General features: G+C 71.2%; 13 protein-coding genes and 1 pseudogene. 2 read left to right on the top strand and 12 right to left on the bottom strand.

What is annotated here, in order from left to right; translation table 11 throughout:
- Positions 1 to 8: 8 nt before the first annotated feature.
- The 11 genes from SD460_RS03150 to ddaH all read right to left on the bottom strand — a co-directional run bounded on the left by SD460_RS03150 (position 9) and on the right by ddaH (position 15,048).
- Positions 9 to 2,132 (bottom strand): heparinase II/III family protein, encoded by a 2,124-nt coding sequence (locus SD460_RS03150; protein ID WP_438860554.1) that lies wholly within the window; start codon positions 2,130 to 2,132, stop codon positions 9 to 11.
- Entirely contained in the window at positions 2,129 to 2,473 is a 345-nt protein-coding gene (locus tag SD460_RS03155; RefSeq protein WP_318305900.1) for a TrbL/VirB6 family protein, read from the bottom strand. The genes SD460_RS03150 and SD460_RS03155 overlap by 4 nt, the downstream gene beginning before the upstream one ends.
- A complete protein-coding gene (locus tag SD460_RS03160; RefSeq protein ID WP_290051270.1) occupies positions 2,470 to 4,650 on the bottom strand; it encodes a bi-domain-containing oxidoreductase in 2,181 nt (726 codons plus the stop codon). Before SD460_RS03160 ends, SD460_RS03155 begins: the two co-directional genes overlap by 4 nt.
- Positions 4,647 to 6,551 carry an asparagine synthase (glutamine-hydrolyzing) gene (gene asnB, locus SD460_RS03165; RefSeq protein WP_290051272.1) on the bottom strand — a complete coding sequence of 635 codons (1,905 nt, stop codon included), beginning with the start codon at positions 6,549 to 6,551 and terminating at the stop codon, positions 4,647 to 4,649. Before asnB ends, SD460_RS03160 begins: the two co-directional genes overlap by 4 nt.
- Positions 6,552 to 6,585: 34 nt before the next feature.
- Entirely contained in the window at positions 6,586 to 8,358 is a 1,773-nt protein-coding gene (locus SD460_RS03170) for a Wzz/FepE/Etk N-terminal domain-containing protein (protein WP_290051274.1), read from the bottom strand.
- Positions 8,355 to 9,716, bottom strand: coding sequence for an exopolysaccharide biosynthesis protein (locus SD460_RS03175; RefSeq protein ID WP_318305901.1), 1,362 nt, complete (start codon positions 9,714 to 9,716; stop codon positions 8,355 to 8,357). Before SD460_RS03175 ends, SD460_RS03170 begins: the two co-directional genes overlap by 4 nt.
- Before the next feature lie 109 nt (positions 9,717 to 9,825).
- On the bottom strand, positions 9,826 to 11,016 hold the full coding sequence (locus SD460_RS03180) for a glycosyltransferase family 4 protein (RefSeq protein ID WP_290051277.1): 1,191 nt from the start codon (positions 11,014 to 11,016) through the stop codon (positions 9,826 to 9,828).
- Complete coding sequence (locus tag SD460_RS03185; RefSeq protein ID WP_290051279.1) at positions 10,997 to 12,313, bottom strand: nucleotide sugar dehydrogenase; 1,317 nt, start codon at positions 12,311 to 12,313, stop codon at positions 10,997 to 10,999. The genes SD460_RS03180 and SD460_RS03185 overlap by 20 nt, the downstream gene beginning before the upstream one ends.
- 260 nt (positions 12,314 to 12,573) lie before the next feature.
- On the bottom strand, positions 12,574 to 13,269 hold the full coding sequence (locus SD460_RS03190; protein ID WP_290051281.1) for a glycoside hydrolase family 75 protein: 696 nt from the start codon (positions 13,267 to 13,269) through the stop codon (positions 12,574 to 12,576).
- 223 nt (positions 13,270 to 13,492) lie between these two features.
- A complete protein-coding gene (locus SD460_RS03195; RefSeq protein ID WP_290051284.1) occupies positions 13,493 to 14,140 on the bottom strand; it encodes a polysaccharide deacetylase family protein in 648 nt (215 codons plus the stop codon).
- A gap of 80 nt (positions 14,141 to 14,220) precedes the next feature.
- The gene (gene ddaH / locus SD460_RS03200) at positions 14,221 to 15,048 is read right to left on the bottom strand and encodes a dimethylargininase (RefSeq protein ID WP_438860555.1); all 828 of its coding nucleotides are present in this window, start codon (positions 15,046 to 15,048) and stop codon (positions 14,221 to 14,223) included.
- A gap of 83 nt (positions 15,049 to 15,131) precedes the next feature.
- Between ddaH and SD460_RS03205 the strand changes: the two genes are divergently transcribed.
- Positions 15,132 to 15,578 (top strand): Lrp/AsnC family transcriptional regulator, encoded by a 447-nt coding sequence (locus tag SD460_RS03205; RefSeq protein ID WP_155548792.1) that lies wholly within the window; start codon positions 15,132 to 15,134, stop codon positions 15,576 to 15,578.
- A 63-nt stretch (positions 15,579 to 15,641) separates the two neighbouring features.
- Here the strand turns inward: SD460_RS03205 and SD460_RS03210 are convergent, their stop codons facing one another.
- On the bottom strand, positions 15,642 to 16,010 hold the full coding sequence (locus SD460_RS03210; protein WP_318305902.1) for a hypothetical protein: 369 nt from the start codon (positions 16,008 to 16,010) through the stop codon (positions 15,642 to 15,644).
- A gap of 22 nt (positions 16,011 to 16,032) precedes the next feature.
- On the opposite strand from SD460_RS03210, the pseudogene SD460_RS03215 reads away from it, so the two are divergent.
- A pseudogene (locus tag SD460_RS03215) lies at positions 16,033 to 16,802 on the top strand (enoyl-CoA hydratase).
- Positions 16,803 to 17,037: the final 235 nt, after the last annotated feature.

Raw genomic sequence — 17,037 nt, forward strand, 5'->3', positions numbered from 1 at the left:
GGCGGGTCCTAACTGAAGCGGAGCAGGGTGGTGAGCTGTCCGGGAGTCCCGGAGCCGATCAGGGTGGTCGAGGGTTCCTTCCGGCCGAAGCCCGCGGAGTACCAGCCGAGCGGCGGCTCGACCTCACCGCGGTGCACGCTCCAGGACAACTCGGGCGGCAGCTCGAGCACAGCGGTCCGCACACCCACACCGGCCCCGGCGAGCGAACCGGACAGCTGGCCGACGAGCGGATCGGCCACGGCACCGAGGTGCCCCGCCCGACCGGCGGCGGAAGCGCCGACCTCGCCGCGAGAGGCGGCCTCAGCCCGGCTGACCTGACCGCGAGCGGCGACTGCGGCCTCGCCGGCCTCGCTCGCGGTCGAGACGTCGGCCATCCCACCGGGCGCGGCCCAGCGGAGGTGGACCGTCGTCCCGTCGAGCATGACCGTCACCGCCGGGCCCAGGTGGAACGCCAAGCGTCCCGGCGAGCCCTGCTCGCCCAGGACCTCGTCGACGATCGTCAGCACCTCGCCGTCCAGCTCGACCGTGCGGCGGTGGACCGCCGGGGCGTAGCCGTCGTGGGCCGCCGACCAGTGGCTGGGGCCGTCGGGTGGGGTGCGGACGTCCAGCACCTTCGTCACCGCGTGGCGGGTCCACAGGAACGGGCCGCCCGAGATCGACTGGTCGCGGGCGTTCAGTTCCAGGGTGTTGTGGCCGAGCGTCGAGCGGAAGTACGACCGCCATTGGGGCTCGCCGTGGTAGCAGAACGTGCCCGGGTCGGCCAGGATCTCCACGCCGTCGTGGCGGACCTCCACCGACAGCGCGTCCGCGTGGGCGTGGGCCGCGATCGAGAGGAAGCCGTGGGGGCCGCCGTCGCAGCGGGCCCACACGCGGCCCGAACGCAAGATCGTCATGCCCGCGTCGCGCAGGTGCGCCGGACGGCGACCGGGCCGGATGCCGGTGGCTCGTGGGGTGCGTGCGGCCAGCGATGCCAGCAGCGGCGTGCGGACGTCGTCGCCCGGGACCGGGGGCCACCAGTCCAGGCGGCCGAACAGCACCTCGCCGGAAGCCAGCAACGATGCCCAGCGGTGGGTTTCGACGCCGTCGACGATCAGGCCGAAGCCGTCGTCGGCGTCACCCTGGCGGGGCGGGTGCACCTTGTTGTCCACAATGGACGCCAGGGCGTCGGTCATCCGGAGCAGGACGTCCCACGTCGAGTCCGGCACCGGCGTACCCGCCGCGTCGGCTTCGAGGGCGGCCGCGAGGCCCAGCTCCAGGACCAGGCCGTGGTACTCGGACGCCAGCTCGGCGTTCAACCCCGACGGGAACGTGTTGCGACCGAGCTGGACGTCCAGCGAACGCGTCGCCGAAGCCCGCCACGCCGCCGACTCCGGGAACCAGCCGAACGCGCAGGCCGCCGCCAGCAGGCCGGCGTCCTCGGCGATCACGTGGTTGTTGGCCGACGAGCCGTGGCTGCGCAGGTTCGCGAGCCAGTTCTGGTGGTGCCACAGCTGGAGCTGGAAGTCCGGGTTGTCCTCGAAGAGCTCCGGTGCGCCCGCCCAGCCGTCGAGCAGGCGGCGCGTCCAGACCCACGACAGCAGCCGGATGCCCAGCTCGATGCCGCTCACCCAGTGCGGGCCCTGCAGCGGCGGGTTCTCCGCCCACCACGAACGCAGGTGGGCGGCCACGCGCGTGGCGTAGGCCGGGGTGCCGGTCAGGGCGTACGCGGCGGCCAGCACGGTCAGGTGCTGGTGGCGCGAGGGCTCCCAGATCTGCTTGATGTCGCCGACCTCGTCCTCCGACCGGTACGGGACGTCGAACGCGTACACGTCCGATGGCGCGCGGCGGCCGGTCTTCGGGTCGAGGAACCAGTCCGGCGACACCATGTCCGAGCGCACCACGCCGAAGTACTCGGCGCGGCCCGCCATCAGCTCGTCGGCGGTGGCCAGGAGCCGCGAAACCGCCTCGGCGGACACCTTGCCCAGCACGCCGGCGGGCAACGTCGCGGTGAACCGCGGGTGCCACGGCCACTCCGGCGCCATCGGCAAGCCCGACCGCCACTGCCGCTGCACAACGGCATGCCGCGCGCGGCCGACGACCTCCGCCGGCCCCATGCGGGACAGCCGGCGCAGGTACCAGCCGGGGCCCATCATGTCCGGGCCCCTGCCGTCCGCAGCCGGACCGACGCCACGCCCGCCCGCCGCGACCGCTCGAGCCGCACCGGCGCCACGCTCGCCTTGCGCGAGGGCTCCAGCCGGGCCCGCGCCACGCCCGCTACCGCCGGGCACCCGCCTTCAGCGACCGCCCCGACAAGGCCAGGCTCGCCCGCTCCCCGGCTGGCAGCCGCCGGCGCCACGCCCGCCCGCCCCAGTCGGCCCCGCGCCACGCTCGCCTTGCGCGAGGGCTCCAGCCGGGCCTGCGCCACGCCCGCCATCACCGGGCACCCGCCGTCCGCGACCAGGCCGGCAGCCGCCGGGCCCACGCCGCTCGTCATGCCGGGGCGCCCGTCTTCTGCGGCAGCTCGATCCGCACCGGGGCCGCGTTCGCGACGCTCGACTGCGCGGCCAGGGTCGCCAGCGTGGTCGCCGCCAGTGACGACACCGAGATCGGCATCGGCGCGCCCGTGCGGACCGCCGTCAGGAACGCGTCGACCTCCGCCGCCTGGCCCTTGTCGCGGCCCTTCGGGATGCGGGAACTCGCCCACTTCTTGCGGGAGTACACCGATGCGCGGACGTAGTCGTCGAACTTCAGGACCTTGCCGTCGGCTGTCAGGTCCAGGGTTTCCTTCGGGAAGCCCGATGAGCCCGTCTCGGCGTACGTGATCACCGCCGTCGAGCCGTCCTCGTAGCCGAGGGTGACCTGGAGGTCTCCGGTCGCGTACACCGACACCGGGTCCGCGTCGAGCAGCCAGCTGACCGTGTCGATGAAGTGGCCGCCCTCGCCCGCGAAGCGGGAGCCCTCGGTGTCGGTCTGGTTGTACCAGCTGCCGTGGTCGAGGCGGCCCGCGTTGACCAGGTAGCGGACCGTCGCCGGGCCAACTCGGGGGCCGAACTGGGCCCTGGCCTCGTGCAGCAGCGGGGCGAAACGGCGGTTGAAACCGACCTGGAGGCGGTCGTTGCCGGACTCCTCGATCGCGTCGAGGACCTTCTGCAACTCCGGCTCCGACAGCGCCAGCGGCTTCTCGACGAACACCGTCTTGCCCGCCAGCAGCGCCTGGCGCGTCAGCTCCGCGTGCGAGCTGTGCCGCGTCACCACGAAGACCGCGTCGATCGAGGAGTCGCCGAGGACGTTGTCGATGTCCGTGGACGCCTCGGCGAAGCCGAACTTGCGGCGGGCGTTGGCTCCGGACAGGGCTGAGGTCGTCGCGACGTGCTTGAGCTGGACGTCCGAGCGCTCGACCAGGTGCGGCAGCAGCATCGACGACGCGTAGTTGCCCGCGCCGATGAAGCCCAGGCGCACCGGCTGCCCGGCCGGCAACGCGGCGGCCGGTGACGCCGACGTCACCCCGACCCGCGCGGACGTGACCACCGGCTCCGTCCGGGCGACCGCGTCCGGGTAGCGGAACAGCACCGCCACCGCCTTCAAGGCGCCTTCGTTCAGCGACCGGTACGTCGAAACCGCCTCGGAGAAGTCCGAGACGTGCGTGATCAGCGGCTCGACGTCGAGGCGGTCGCGGGCGATCAGGTCGAGGACGCACTCGAGGTTGCGGCGCTCGGTCCAGCGGACCTGGCCGATCGGGTAATCACGCCCCTCCAGCTCGTACGACGGGTCGTAGCGGCCCGGGCCGTACGACCGCGAGAAGCGAACGTCCAGTTCCTTCTCGTAGTAGGCGTTCCACGGCAGGTCGAGCTTGCACTTGCCGATGTCGATCACGCGGCCGCGGTCGCGCGACAGCTTCGCGGCCAGCTCCACCGGGTCGTTCGTGTTGCCGCCGGCGGCGAGGTACGTCTGGTCGACGCCCGCGCCGTGGGTCAGCTCGGCCACGGCGTTGTCGACGATGCCGGACGCCGGGTGCGCGCAGGTGAGCGCGCCGAGGCTCTCGGCGAGCTTGCAGCGCTCCGGGTCCGGGTCGACGCCGACGACGCGGACGCCGGACGACGTCAGCAGCTGGACGACGAGCTGGCCGATCAGGCCGAGGCCGATCACGAGCGCGACGTCGCCGATCTGCGGTTCGCCGCGGCGGACGCCCTGCATGGCGATCGAGCCGACGGTGCCGAACGCCGCGTGCCGCGGGTCGACGCCGGCCGGGACGCGCGAGTAGAGGTTCTTCGGCACCCAGTTCAGCTCGGAGTGCAGCGCGTGCTCGTTGCCCGCGCACGCCACGAGGTCGCCCACGGCCACGTCGGTGATGCCGTCGCCGACCTGCTCGACGACGCCGCACAGCGAGTAGCCGAGCGGGGTGTAGGAGTCCAGTTTGGACGTCACCTTGCGGTAGGTCGCGGAAAGGCCGTTCGTGGCGACGCTCTGCATCACCTTCGCGACCTGGTCGGGGCGGGCCTTCGCCTTGCCCACCAACGACATGCTGGCCTCGGACACCTTCATCATCTCGGTGCCGGTCGAGATCAGCGAATACACCGTGCGGACGAGCACGCCACCCGGCTTGCAGGCCGGCTCGGGGACTTCCAGCAGCGCCAGTTCACCGCTCTTGTAGTTCTGGACTACCTGCTTCACTTCGCTCCCGCCATCGCGTTCCGGTACCAGTACTCAAGGGTCAAGACGTGCCAGAGGTGCTTGCCGCGGTCTTCCTGGCCGGCGGCGTCCTCGGCGACCATGCGCTGCAGGGCCTCGCGCTGCAGGAAACCGGAAGAAACGAGCACGCCTTCGTTGACGACTTCGCGCACCAACGGCGCCAGGTCGCGGCTCATCCAGGCCCGCAGCGGCGCGCTGAACAGGCCCTTCGGCCGGTGCACGATCTCGCTCGGCAGGATGTTCAGCGCCGCGTTCTTCAGCGCCACCTTGCCGGCGCGGCCGACGATCTTCTTGCTGCCCGGGATCTTGAACGCCGCCCGCACGACCTCTACGTCGACGAACGGCGTGCGCACCTCGGTGGACGCCGCCATCGTCGAGCGGTCGGTGTAGGTCAGGTTCAGCCCTGGCAGGAACAGCCGCGAGTCGGCCAGGCACATCCGGTTGACGAAGTCGTCGAGCGCCTGGTCGTTGTAGGTGTCCGAGTGCTCGGTCAGGACGTCGTCGACGACCGGCGCGAGGTCCGGGTTCACCAGGTCGAGCAGCTCCGCGCGGTCGTACATCGTGTAGCTGCGCCGGAACGCCGTCTCCTCCGGCAGCCCCGCGAAGGACAGGAACCGCTTCGCGAACCGCACCGACCGGTACCCGCGCTTGGCCGACGCCACCGGCAGCCGGTCCACCAGGGACTCGACCGGCTTGCGCACCGCGCCCGGGACCTTGTGGTAGCGCAGCGCGATCAGGTTCGCGAGGTGCTTGCGGTAGCCGGCGAACAGCTCGTCGGCACCCATCCCGGACAGCATCACCTTGACGCCGGCCTCGCGCGCGGCCGAGCAGATCAGGAACGAGTTGATCGCCGCCGGGTCGCCGATCGGCTCGTCGAGGTGGTAGGTCATCTTCGGCAGCAGGTCGAGCACCTGCGGCGCGATCTCGATCTCGTGCAGGTCGACGCCGAACTTCTCCGCCACGATCCGGGCGTACTTGAGGTCGTCCGGCATCGCCTCGAACTTGGCGTCCTCGGCGCGGAACCCGATGGTGTAGGCCGAAATGCCCGGCTGCGAGCGCGCGGCCAGCGCCGTCAGGTAGCTGGAGTCCAGCCCGCCCGACAGGAACGTCGCCACCGGGACGTCGGAGAGCAGGTGCTTGGCCGTCGACTCCGCGATGACGGCGTGCAGGTCGACTTCGCCGTCGAAGGCGGCGCCCTCCTCGGCGACCTCCCGCAACGACCAGAAGCGCCCGCGGTCGACCTGGCCGTCCGGGCGGCAGCGCAGCCACGTGCCCGGCTGCAGCTTCTCCGCGCCCGCGTAGGCGCACCGGCTGTCCGGCACCCAGTAGTAGAGCAGCGACGCGATCAGCGCACCGCTGTCGATCTGCAGCGAACCGCCGAGCTCACCGGCGAGGGCCTTGAGCTCCGAGGCGAACGCGACCCCGCCGTTCCGCTGCACGAAGAACAGCGGCTTGATGCCCAGCTGGTCGCGGACCAGGAACAGCTCGCCGGTGCCCTCTTCGAACATGGCGAAGGCGAACATCCCGCGCAGCTTGGGCAGGCAGTCCGTGCCCCAGCGCCGCCACGCCTGCAGCAGCACCTCGGTGTCGGACGTCCCCCGGAAGCGCACCCCGGCCGCGGAAAGCTCGGCCCGCAGCTCCGGGGCGTTGTACAGCTCGCCGTTGTAGCTCAGCGCGAGGCCGTCGAGGACCATCGGCTGAGCGCCGGTTTCCGACAGGTCGATGATCGACAGCCGTCGGTGTCCCAAGTGGACGGAGCCGGCGCCGGTCGCGTGGTCGTAGCGGCCGGAGCCGTCCGGACCGCGGTGGGCCAGCGTCTTGGTCAGCCGGTCGGTCAGCGGCCCGCCGTCCGGCCAGAGGTAGGTGCCTGCGATGCCGCACATCTCGAGTGGGCTCCCCTTCAGGTCGCGCGCGGTGTCACGAAACTTCCGCGTTCTTTTCTGGCTCGAGTTCGGCGTTCAGTTCGCCCTTGTGGGCGGGCTCGCCGTGGTCGCGCTTGAACGGCGTCGGCCGTTTCGGCGGCTTGACCGGGGCGAACTTCTTCGTCGGGGCGTCCAGGTGGTCCGGGACGCTGACGGAGCCGGGGGCCGGCAGTGGTGCGGCCGGCGGTTTGGGCGTGGCGAGCGCCGGCGGGAGCACCGGCCGGACCGGGACGAACCGGCGCGTCGTCGGCTCGGCCTTGGCGACGCGCTCGGCGATCCGGGCGGCCAGCTCGTCGAGCCGGTCTTCCTGCTCCGCCACGACGTGCGGGGTCGCGGGTGCCTGGCCCGCCCGGCCGCGCAACGCCGTGTGCAGGCCGTCCCACAGCGTGCCGTCGGACTTGTCCCGCGGGTCCGGGTCGACCAGCACCACGCCGATGATCGGGATGCGCTGGTCGGCGAGCTGCCGCGCGACCGTGTGCAGCCAGAGCGTGTTGGCGTGCCCGGCCTTGACGACCAGCACGGTCTCCGCGCCGAGGTGTTCCAGGTCGGTCCACGCCGTGCCGGGGGCGACCGTGCCGACGCCGATGCGGCGTTCGCCCGGCTCGCCCTCCGCCTCGGCGGCGCTGACGACCGGGACTTCGCTCTTGGTCTCCTGCGCGAGCTTGCGGACGTGCTCGCCGGGCAGGTCGTCGACGACGCTCGCGCGGCCGCCGTTCGCCAGCTCGGCCGCGATGTCGAGGGCGAGCGCGGCGGCGACCTTCGGCGCGCCGAGTTCGAGCACCGACACCCCGCGTGGGTCCTTCTTGATCACGCGGGCGAGCGTCGTGGCGACGCGCTCGCGTTCGGACACCACCCGCGAGCGCTTCCACACCCTGGCCAGGCCACGGCGCTTCGACGGCAGCTGGGCGAGCACGGACGCGCCGAGGTGCGCGCAGATTTCGCGGCGCAGCACCGGCCGGTCGCGCGACACCGCGCCGACGGCGACGAGCGCGAGCCCGAGGGCCAGGCCCAGCGCGAACCCGATGCCGGCGTTGGTCGCGGTGGTCTTGAGGAACGCCTTGGGCAGCGCGCGGGGCGCGTCGACGATCTGCGTGCCCGCGGCGACCTGCGGGCTGCCGATGCCGGCCTGCTGTGCACGCGAGTCGAAGTCGGAGACCTGCGAAGCGAGCGCGGCCCGGCGGCCGTAGAGGCCTTCGAGGGTGCTGGCGTTCGCGTTGCGGCCCTTGCCGGTCTCGTCGGCGATCTGCTGGTCGACCTTGGCCAGCTCGTCCTGGGCGTTCTTGCGCTGGTCGAGGATGGCCTTCGACTGCGCGGCCGCGGCGGCCTGGCTGCGCTGGACGTGGTCGGCGATGAACGTGTCGGCCAGCGCCTGCGCCTGCGCCACGGCCTCTTCGTTGCTCTTGGCCTTGACGGTGATCTGCAGGACGTTGTTCGTCAGGCCGAGTCCCGCGTAGTTCTTCATGAACTCTTCGGGCGCTTCGGTGCTGTTGAGCTTCTTCAGCGCGCCTTCGGCGATCTTCGTCGTCGACAGCACGGCGACGTCGGTGCGCATGAGCGTGCCGCTGTCGGTCGGCGAGTCGTCCTGGTGGACGACGATCACCTTGGCGACCGCGGTCGGCGGCGCCGGCAGCACGATCCCGACCGCCGCGCCCGCGATCAGGCCGAGCAGCGCCGTCGCGAGCCAGAAGCGCTTGCGGCGGCGGATCGCGATGAAGAGGCGCTGCAGGTCGACCAGCGGGGCCGCCGGGGTTTCGGGGGTAGTCGTCACGCCGAACCTGCCAGGGCTTTCTCGGGGGCTTCCGCCGCGGGTTCGGGCTTCTTCTCCGGCTCGGCCGGTCGGACGGGGTGGGTGAGGACGGCGCCGACGATCTCCTGGCCGGCGTCGGCGCAGGCTTCGGCGAGCCGGACGAGTTCCCACGCGGTGCGGGTGCCGGCGCCGAGGACCACCAGGACGCCGGAGTCGCTGCCCGCGTCCGGCACGGTCGGCCGCTCGGCCGAGTACTCGAAGACGCGCAGCGGCACGGACAGCCGGTCGGCCAGCCCGGCGAGCTGCTCGGCGGCCAGCCGTCCGGTCTCGTCGTCGTCGCCCACCAGGAGCAGGACGTCGGCGGGACCGGTCGACAGCCGAGCCAGCACCCTCCGGTAGCGGATGTCGCGGTTGACCTCGTCGGCCGAGGTCGCCACCGGCGGCAGCACCCAGGGCCGGTCGCCGCCCAGCAGCCGCCGCACCTTGCCGGCGAGGCCGGTCGCCGGGAGCCGGTCGCCCTGCGGTGTCGTGACGTCGACGCCGGCGAGGATCGGCGCGCCGAGCGCGGACGCGATCTGCGGTTCGCCGCGCAGCCGGCGGTCGGCGCGGGCGGTGAACAGGTGGCCGAAGACGCCGGCGAGGAAGAACAGCACCGCGCCGCCGACAGCGAGCTGCGTCAGCGTCGGCGCGGCCGCCCCGTCCGGGCGCTCGGCGCTGCCCATCACGACGGTGTTGCCGATGCCGGTGGCGAGGTCGGCCTGGTTCAGGTCGTTGATGGCCTGCTCCAGCGACGTCCGCAGCCCTTCGAGCTGGGTGCGGACCTGGACGCTTTCGACGGTGAGGTCCCCGCCGACGTTCTTGGCGATGTCGCTGATCTTCTCGGTGGTCAGCTTGACCTGGTTGCGCAGCGTCTCGCGCAGTTCCTGGGCCAGCTGCACCGACGCGTCGGCGGAGTTGCTCGCCAGCTGCCCGGAGTACTTCACGAACTGCTGCGCGACCTGGTCGGCGAGCTGCTGGGCGTGCTCGGCGGTGTCGGCCGAGACGGTGATCGTCACGACGTTGCCGTTCGACACCGACGTCTTGACCTGCTTCTTCAGGTCGGCGCCGCTGGGGTGCCACGCCAGCTGCGCGGCCGCGCGGTCGAGGACGACCGAGCTGGTCGCGACCTCGGCCTGGGTCAGGAGCTCGTCGGCCTGCCGCGGTCCCTGCAGCAGCACGCTCGACGACGTCTGGTAGCCCGGCGAGAGCAGGAACGACGCCGCGGCGCCGATCGCCGCGCCGAGGACGGCGAGTGCGGTCAGCAACCGCCATCGCCGCCGGATCACCTGCCCGATCAGGGCCAGGCGCACCGTGTCATCAGTCAACGGCTGGATCTCCATTCCTGAGACGGGTACGCCGAACGGGGTCAGTGGATCGGCCGGTTACCCGAACCGTCGTCGGATCGGGAGCATTGGTTACACGTCCGGTGAGTTCTTGACCCAACGGCGATCAAGACTTAACGGCGTGCTCATACGCGGCGAGCAGGTTCTTCGCCGAGTTCTCCCACGAGAGCGCGCCGGCGACCCTGGCCTGCCCGAGCTTGCCCATCCGGACCCGCTCCTCGGGGTCGTCGAGCAGCTGCGAGACGAGCTTCGCGAACGCCGATTCGTCGTTGGCCGGGGCGTAGACCGCCGCGTCGCCCGCCGAAACGCGCGCTTCGCGCAGCTCGAACGAGACGATCGGCTTGCTCATCGCCATGTACTCCATGACCTTGTTCATCGTGGAGACGTCGTTGAGCGGGTTGAGCGGGTCCGGCGAGAGGCAGACGTCGGCGGCCGAGAGGTAGCGGACGAGGTCCTCGTCGGGGATCCGGCCGGTGAACTCGACCTGGTTGGCCAGCCCGAGCTTCGCCGAGAGCGCGACCATGTCGTCGAAGGCGTCACCGGAGCCGACGAACACCGCGTGCCAGTCGGTGCGCCCGACCTCGTCACGCAGCTTCGCGAGCGCGCGCAGGGCGTAGTCGACGCCGTCCTGCGGGCCCATCACGCCGAGGTAGGCCAGCAGGTGCGGCTTGCCCTTCTTCAGCTCGGGCTCGGCGGGGACTTCGTGGAACCGCTCGACGACCGGGGCGCTGCGCACCACGAAGACGTCCTCGGGCTTCTTGCCGCCGCGGATCCGGGCGACCTGCTTGTAGCTCTCGTTCGTCGAAATGACGACGTCGGCGGCGCGGTAGGTGGCGCGTTCGAGCGCGCACACCCCGCGGTAGAGCAGGTCCTGCCCGCGGTCGAAGCGCGAGAGGTACAGCTCCGGGCAGAGGTCGTGCTGGTCGAAGATGAACTTCGCGCCTTGGCGCTTCAGCACCTTCGCGACCACGTACAGCAGGTCCGGCGGGTTGCAGGCGTGGACGACGTCGACCGGCCCGACCTTGCGGGCCAGCCGCAGGGTGTGCCAGAGCGCGCTGCCGTACTCCTGCAGGTAGCCGGCGGGGCCGCCGGTCGCCGCCTTCAGCGGGTAGCGGTGGATGTGGACGCCGTCGACGACGGCTTCGGCCTCGGTGTCGCGTTTCGTGCCCTGCGGGCAGATCACGTGGACTTCCCACCCGGCGTCGCGCAGGGTCGTGGACTCCTGCCAGACCCGCCGGTCGAAGGGAACGGAGAGGTTTTCGACGAGGATGAGCGCTTTACCAGGCAAGGCCGGCATATCCCTCTTCAAGGCGACGCGTCGCCGCGTCGGGCAGGCGGACGAGGTCGACGAGCACCCGGTCGCCGCCGTGCGGCAGGGCCGCCAGCACGTCCGGGTCCTTGCAGCCGACGACGAGGACGTCGGCGTGGTCCATGACTTCTTCGACGGACCCGGCGAGCAGCTGGCCGAGGTGCGGCAGCCGGCCCTCGATGTACTCGCGGTTGGCACCCATCAGCCGCGACAGGCTCACGTTCGCGTCGTAGATCTTGAGGTCGTAGCCCTTGCCGAGCAGCTTCTCGGCCAGCTCGACCAGCGGGGACTCGCGCAGGTCGTCGGTGCCCGGCTTGAAGGAGAGGCCGAACAGCCCCACCTTGCGCTTCCCGGTGCGAGCGACCAGGTCGAACGCGCGCTGCAGGTGCTCGTCGTTGGACGCGAGCACGTGCGACAGGATCGGCACGCTGACGTCGGCGCGGTGCGCGGCGTAGACCAGCCCGCGCAGGTCCTTCGGCAGGCACGAGCCGCCGAAGGCGAAGCCGGGCTTGAGGTAGGCCGGGCTGACGTTGAGCTTGGTGTCGGCGAGGAAGACGTCGATCACCTGGTGCGAGTCGAGGCCCAGCGCCCGGCAGATCGAGCCGAGCTCGTTGGCGAAGCCGATCTTCAGGCCGTGGAAGGAGTTGTCGGCGTACTTCGTCATCTCCGCGACCGGGATCGGCACACGGAAGACGGGCCCGGGCAGGCCCTCGTACAACGCCGCGACGGCGTCGCCGCTGGCTTCGTCGATCTCGCCGATCACGGTCTTCGGCGGGTCGAAGAAGTCCTTGACGCTGGTGCCCTCGCGCAGGAACTCGGGGTTCACCGCGACGCCGAAGTCGACGCCGGCGGTGCGGCCCGACGCCTTCTCCAGGATCGGGATCAGCAGGTCCAGGCAGGTGCCCGGCAGCATCGTGCTGCGGAAGACGACGGTGTGCCGCTCGGTCTTCTTCGCGATCGCCTCGCCGATTTCCTCGGCGACGCGCTCGAGGTAGACCGTCGAGAGGCTGCCGTTCGGCGCCGACGGCGTGCCGACGCAGACCAGCGAGATCTCGCTGTCGGCGACGGCTTCCGCGACGTCGGTCGTGGCTCTCAGCGCGCCGCTCGCGACGACTTCGGCGGTCAGCTCGCCGATCCGCTCCTCGACGACCGGCGCCTTGCCGGCGGCGATGAGGTCGATCTTGACCGGGTTGACGTCCACGCCGACCACCCGGTGCCCCTGCCCCGCCAGGCAAGCGGCGGAAACACAACCGACGTAACCGAGTCCGAAGACACTGATCTTCACGCCAAAACCTCCGCTTTTCCGCGCGACCCTCAGGTTGGTCGGCGGGACCCCCTGGATCGTTACCGCACGGGCGGCGAACGGGGTAAAGCGTGAGAGGACCGTGAGGCGCAACGGATTACTCGCCCGAAACGTGTCTCGATTCAGTCCCGGAATGCATCTTGCAGTGGGTGATCAACACGGTCGGCGCGTCGGCGGTCAGTGGTTACCGCACCACGGGGCCGATCCGCTCGCTCGCGGACCGGCCCCGTGAATGCGCGGGTTCAGTTGTTGTTCACGAAGGTGGTCGCCAGGCTCTCGCCCTTGCTGATCGCGTTGGAGTGGTTCTCGATCGGCGAGACGGTCGAGTTCTTGAAGCAGATGTACGTCACGCCGGAGTCGGTGCCGCCGTTGGACGGGTCGGGGTTGATGCCGAGGTCCTTCGCCGTCGCATAGGACGCTTCGCCGATGATTTGCGACGGGCCGGTGTCTCCGATGACGGCGTACTCGACCTTGCCGTTGTAGATCACCGCGCAGGACCCGCCGCCCTTCAGCTGCGACGACGTGTACTTCCAGATGCTGCTGGAGCTCGGCACGACGATGTAGGGCAGCTTCGCGGCGTTGAGCGGCTTGCCGTCGGACTGGTGGAACGCCGTGTCGTCCTGGTAGCAGCAGTCGGTGTCTTCGTTGCACTGCGTCGAGCGCTGGCCGTCGCAGTCGATGTCCATGTCGGCTTTCCAGAACACGGCGCCGTTGGCGTCGCAGACGGCGACCGTCTTGCTCGAGACGTCTTCGTCGGTCTTGTACTTGCCGTTCGAAATCTGGCGGCAGCTGTTCGTCTTCGCCAGCAGCTGGGCCGCGGTCGGGCCGGCTTCGACGGTCGCCGGCGTGGCCGGTGCCGCCGGCGCGGCGGTGGCGAGCGTGGCGGGCATCATGGCCGAAGCCAGCGCCAGGGTCGCGAGCAGGATCAGTTTCCGCATTTCCCGGTGCTCCCTTTAGTTAGGAAACTTTCCTTACGGCGGCGGGGCACCAGGATGCACCGCGGAAGGCGCCGGGTTCAAGACCTCCGGGTGCGGGAATTTCCCATCATGCGGCCGGATTTGACGAAAACGCTGCTCATCGGACGCGGGCTGGGAATATTGGTCTGGACCGTGTTCCGATCACCGGCAAAGCGACCGGTCGGCCGACCGGACAAAACCGGCGCTAACCGCGGCGGAACAGCCGCGTCACCCAATGCGGCCGCCGGTGACTGCCTTCCAGCACACCCTCGAGCCAGTCGCCGTCGAGGTCGTGGCGGAGCTCCGTGCGCGCCTGCAGCCAGCCGTCGCGCTCGGCCGCTCCGCCGTCGCTCGTGTAGACGCGCGTCGCGCCGGCCTGCCGCAGCCGCTCCAGCACGCGCTTGTCGTAGGCGCCGAACGGCAGCGAGTACCGCCGCACCGGCTGCCCGCACAGGTCGCCGAGCAGTTTCGGCGCGTCGGTCAGCTCGCGGCGGGCGTGCCGGTCGTCGAGCCGCCGCCAGTCACGCGGTTCCCAGCCGTGCGAGCCGATCTCCATCCCGGCGCGCACGAGCTCGCGCAAGCCTTCGCGGTCGAGGTAGCCGCGCTGCCCGAGGCGGCCGGCCAGCGGGAAGAACTCCGCCGTGAGCCCGCGGTCGAGCAGCCGCGGCAGCGCGATCTCGACGTCGGACTCGTTGCCGTCGTCGAAGGTCAGGTGGACGTCGTCCCGCTCGGCGACGTCGAGCACGTCGTCGAACTGCTCGACGGTGAGCCAGCGCTCGTCCTCGCCCGGGTCGAGCTGGCGGGCGGGCCGTCCGATCCCGTGCACAGCGAGGACGACCGCCACCACTTCCACCGCCTGCCACCGCGAGTAGTCGATTTGTTACTTCGATTAATCGCCGTGGCAAACGGGTGAGTTACAGGTTTCGGACGGATTCACCCTTTGCGAATCTCCAGGGTGCAGCATTTCGGGCCGCCACCGGCTTTCCGCAGCTCGGAGATGTCGACGTAGACCGGCTCGTAACCACGCTCCGCAAGCAACTCACCCAATCGAGTGGCCTCCGTGGGGAGGACGACATTACGACCATCGGACACCCCGTTGAGGCCGAAACATTCGGCGTCTTCCTTCGTCGCGCGCACGGCGTCCGGGAACAACCGCTGCAGCACGCGGCGCGAGCCGGCCGAGAAGGCCTCCGGGTAGTAGACGATCTGCGCGCGGGTCGTGTCGGTGGCTTCGGCGAGCACGAACAGCGCCGTGTCTAGGTGGTAGTAGCGCGGGTCGACCAGCTGCAGCGAGACGACCGGGACGCCGAGGACCTCCTGCGCCTCGGCGTGCGCGGCCGGGTCGGTGCGGAAGCCGGTGCCGGCGAGGAGCAGCGTGCCCGTCCAGGCGAAGTCGCCCTCGGCTTCGTTGACCTTCTCGGGCATGGTGATGTCGCGGTAGCCGTGTTCGACGAACCAGCGGCGGAAGTGCTCGGCCTCGGCCGTCCGCTGCGGCGCGCGGAACCGCGAGCCGAGCACGCGGCCGTCGACGACGGTGCCGGAGTTCGCGGCGAAGACCATGTCGGGCAGCCCGGGCTGGGGGTCGATCTCCTCGACGGTGTGGCCGAGGCGGCGGTAGGTGTCGCGCAGCTCGGTCCACTGCGCGACGGCGACGTCGGCGCTGACCGGCCGGGTCGGGTCCATCCAGGGGTTGATGACGTAGTCCACCGCGAAGAAGCGCGGCGGGCACATCAGGTATCGACGGGTGGTCGGTACACGCATCTCCTGCATGATTGCAGGGTAAGGTCTGCCTAATTCCGCAATCAATCGCTGTTCGCTGCGCACATCTGTGCTAAGTGTTGCGTGTGAACACCATCGACCAGCGAATCGTTTCGTGCCTCGTGGCGAACGCGCGCTCCAGCTACGCGGAGATCGGCAAGGTGGTCGGCCTGTCCGCCCCGGCGGTCAAGAGGCGGGTCGACCGGCTCCTGGAAACGGGCATCCTGCGCGGCTTCACGGCGGTGGTGGATCCGGAGGCCCTCGGCTGGGGAACGGAGGCGTTCGTCGAGGTCACCTGCCAGGGCAACATCACCCCGGCCCGCATCCGAGCCCGCCTGGAGCCGCTGCCGGAGGTGGTGGCGGCGTACACGGTGTCCGGCGCGGCGGACGCGATCGTCCACCTCCGGGCGGCGGACATCCACCATCTGGAGACGGCTTTGGAGCGGCTGCGGGGGTTGGAGATCGTGGACCGGACGGTGTCGACGGTGGTCCTTTCGCGACTGTTGGAGCGGCCGCCTACGCCGGAGAGTTGAGGTGGGCGCGCCTCCGGCCCCCGGCTTCCAGCTTATCGGCGGGGACCGACAGTTCCGGGACGCTCAGCCCGCCAGCGCCCGCAGCACCAACGACGCCTCATCCGGGTGCAGCCGCAGCTCCGTGCGCCCGCCCGCCGCGTGGAACGTCACCGACTGCCGGTCCACCGCCTGCATCGTCAGCTCACCCGGGTCGAACGGCACCGGCTCCGCGCCCGGCGTCCGCCAGGTCACCGGCCCCTCGCCCACCGCGACCCACCCGCGGCGCTCCCGGCCGGCCGTCAGCTCCTCGGACCGCAGCACACACGGGACCGACACCCGCTCCCCCCGTGCGGAAGCCGCCCGGCGCGAACGTCGGCGGCGGCCGCCGAACAACTCCGTCATGTCGATCATCGTCAGCAGATTGCCGACCAGCACCACCAGCATTTCCCCCATGCCCCACTAATACCCTGGCCCGATGACCGACAGCATCGTCAGCGAGCACGCCGGCGGCGTCGCGCTCCTCACCGTCAACGCGCCCGGCAGCCGCAACGCGCTCACCCTCGACCTCTCCGCCCAGCTCGTGGCCGCCGTCGAGGCCGCCGAGCGGGATGCTTCCGTGCACGCCGTCGTCGTCACCGGGACTCCGCCCGCCTTCTGCGCCGGCGCCGACCTCTCCGCGCTCAGCCACGCCGACGAAGCCGGCCTGCGCGCCATCTACGACGGCTTCCTCGCCGTCGCGCGGTGTGCGCTGCCGACCATCGCCGCCGTCGGCGGGGCGGCCGTCGGGGCCGGGCTGAACCTCGCGCTCGCCGCCGATGTGCGGCTCGCCGGGCCGCGGGCGAAGTTCGTCGCCCGGTTCCTCGAGCTCGGGCTGCACCCCGGCGGCGGGATGACCTGGATGACGCAGCGCCTGGCCGGGCCGGGCCGCAGCAGGCCGCCGCGATGACGTTGTTCGGGCAACCGCTCGACGCCGAAGCCGCGGTCCGCGCCGGGCTGGCGCTGCGCGTGGTGGACGGCGAGCACGACGACCTCCTCGCGGCCGCCCGCGAGCTCGCCGCGCCGGCCGTCGCCGCGCCGCGCGAAGCTCTCCTGGCCACCAAGCGCAGCCTCCGGACGACCGCGTCGCTGGCCGCCCACGCGGACGCCGTCGACGTCGAGATCGAGCCGCAGCTGGCGTCGCTGGCCTCGCCGGAGTTCGCCGAGCGTGTCGAGGCGCTGCGGGCGCGGATCCGGTCGCGCTCCTGAATCCCACGGTGTGGACCCCACCCGCGAGATGCGCATCACAACAGGGCCCCTAAGTTAACCGTTACCATCGGTCACAGGTATTTGTCGGACCAGCACAGAAGACCGACAGCGCATGACAGAGGTCGCCAGCGACCCCGGACGCGCGGAAACATGGTCGCCGGGCGCGAGCTAACCTCGTGGTAGTGCCTGGTGATCCGCGTGTCACGGCGCCGGGCGGGCGATCGACGGCCGCAAC

Origin of the sequence: Amycolatopsis solani (genome assembly GCF_033441515.1) — a bacterium.
GTDB classification, from domain to species: domain Bacteria; phylum Actinomycetota; class Actinomycetes; order Mycobacteriales; family Pseudonocardiaceae; genus Amycolatopsis; species Amycolatopsis solani.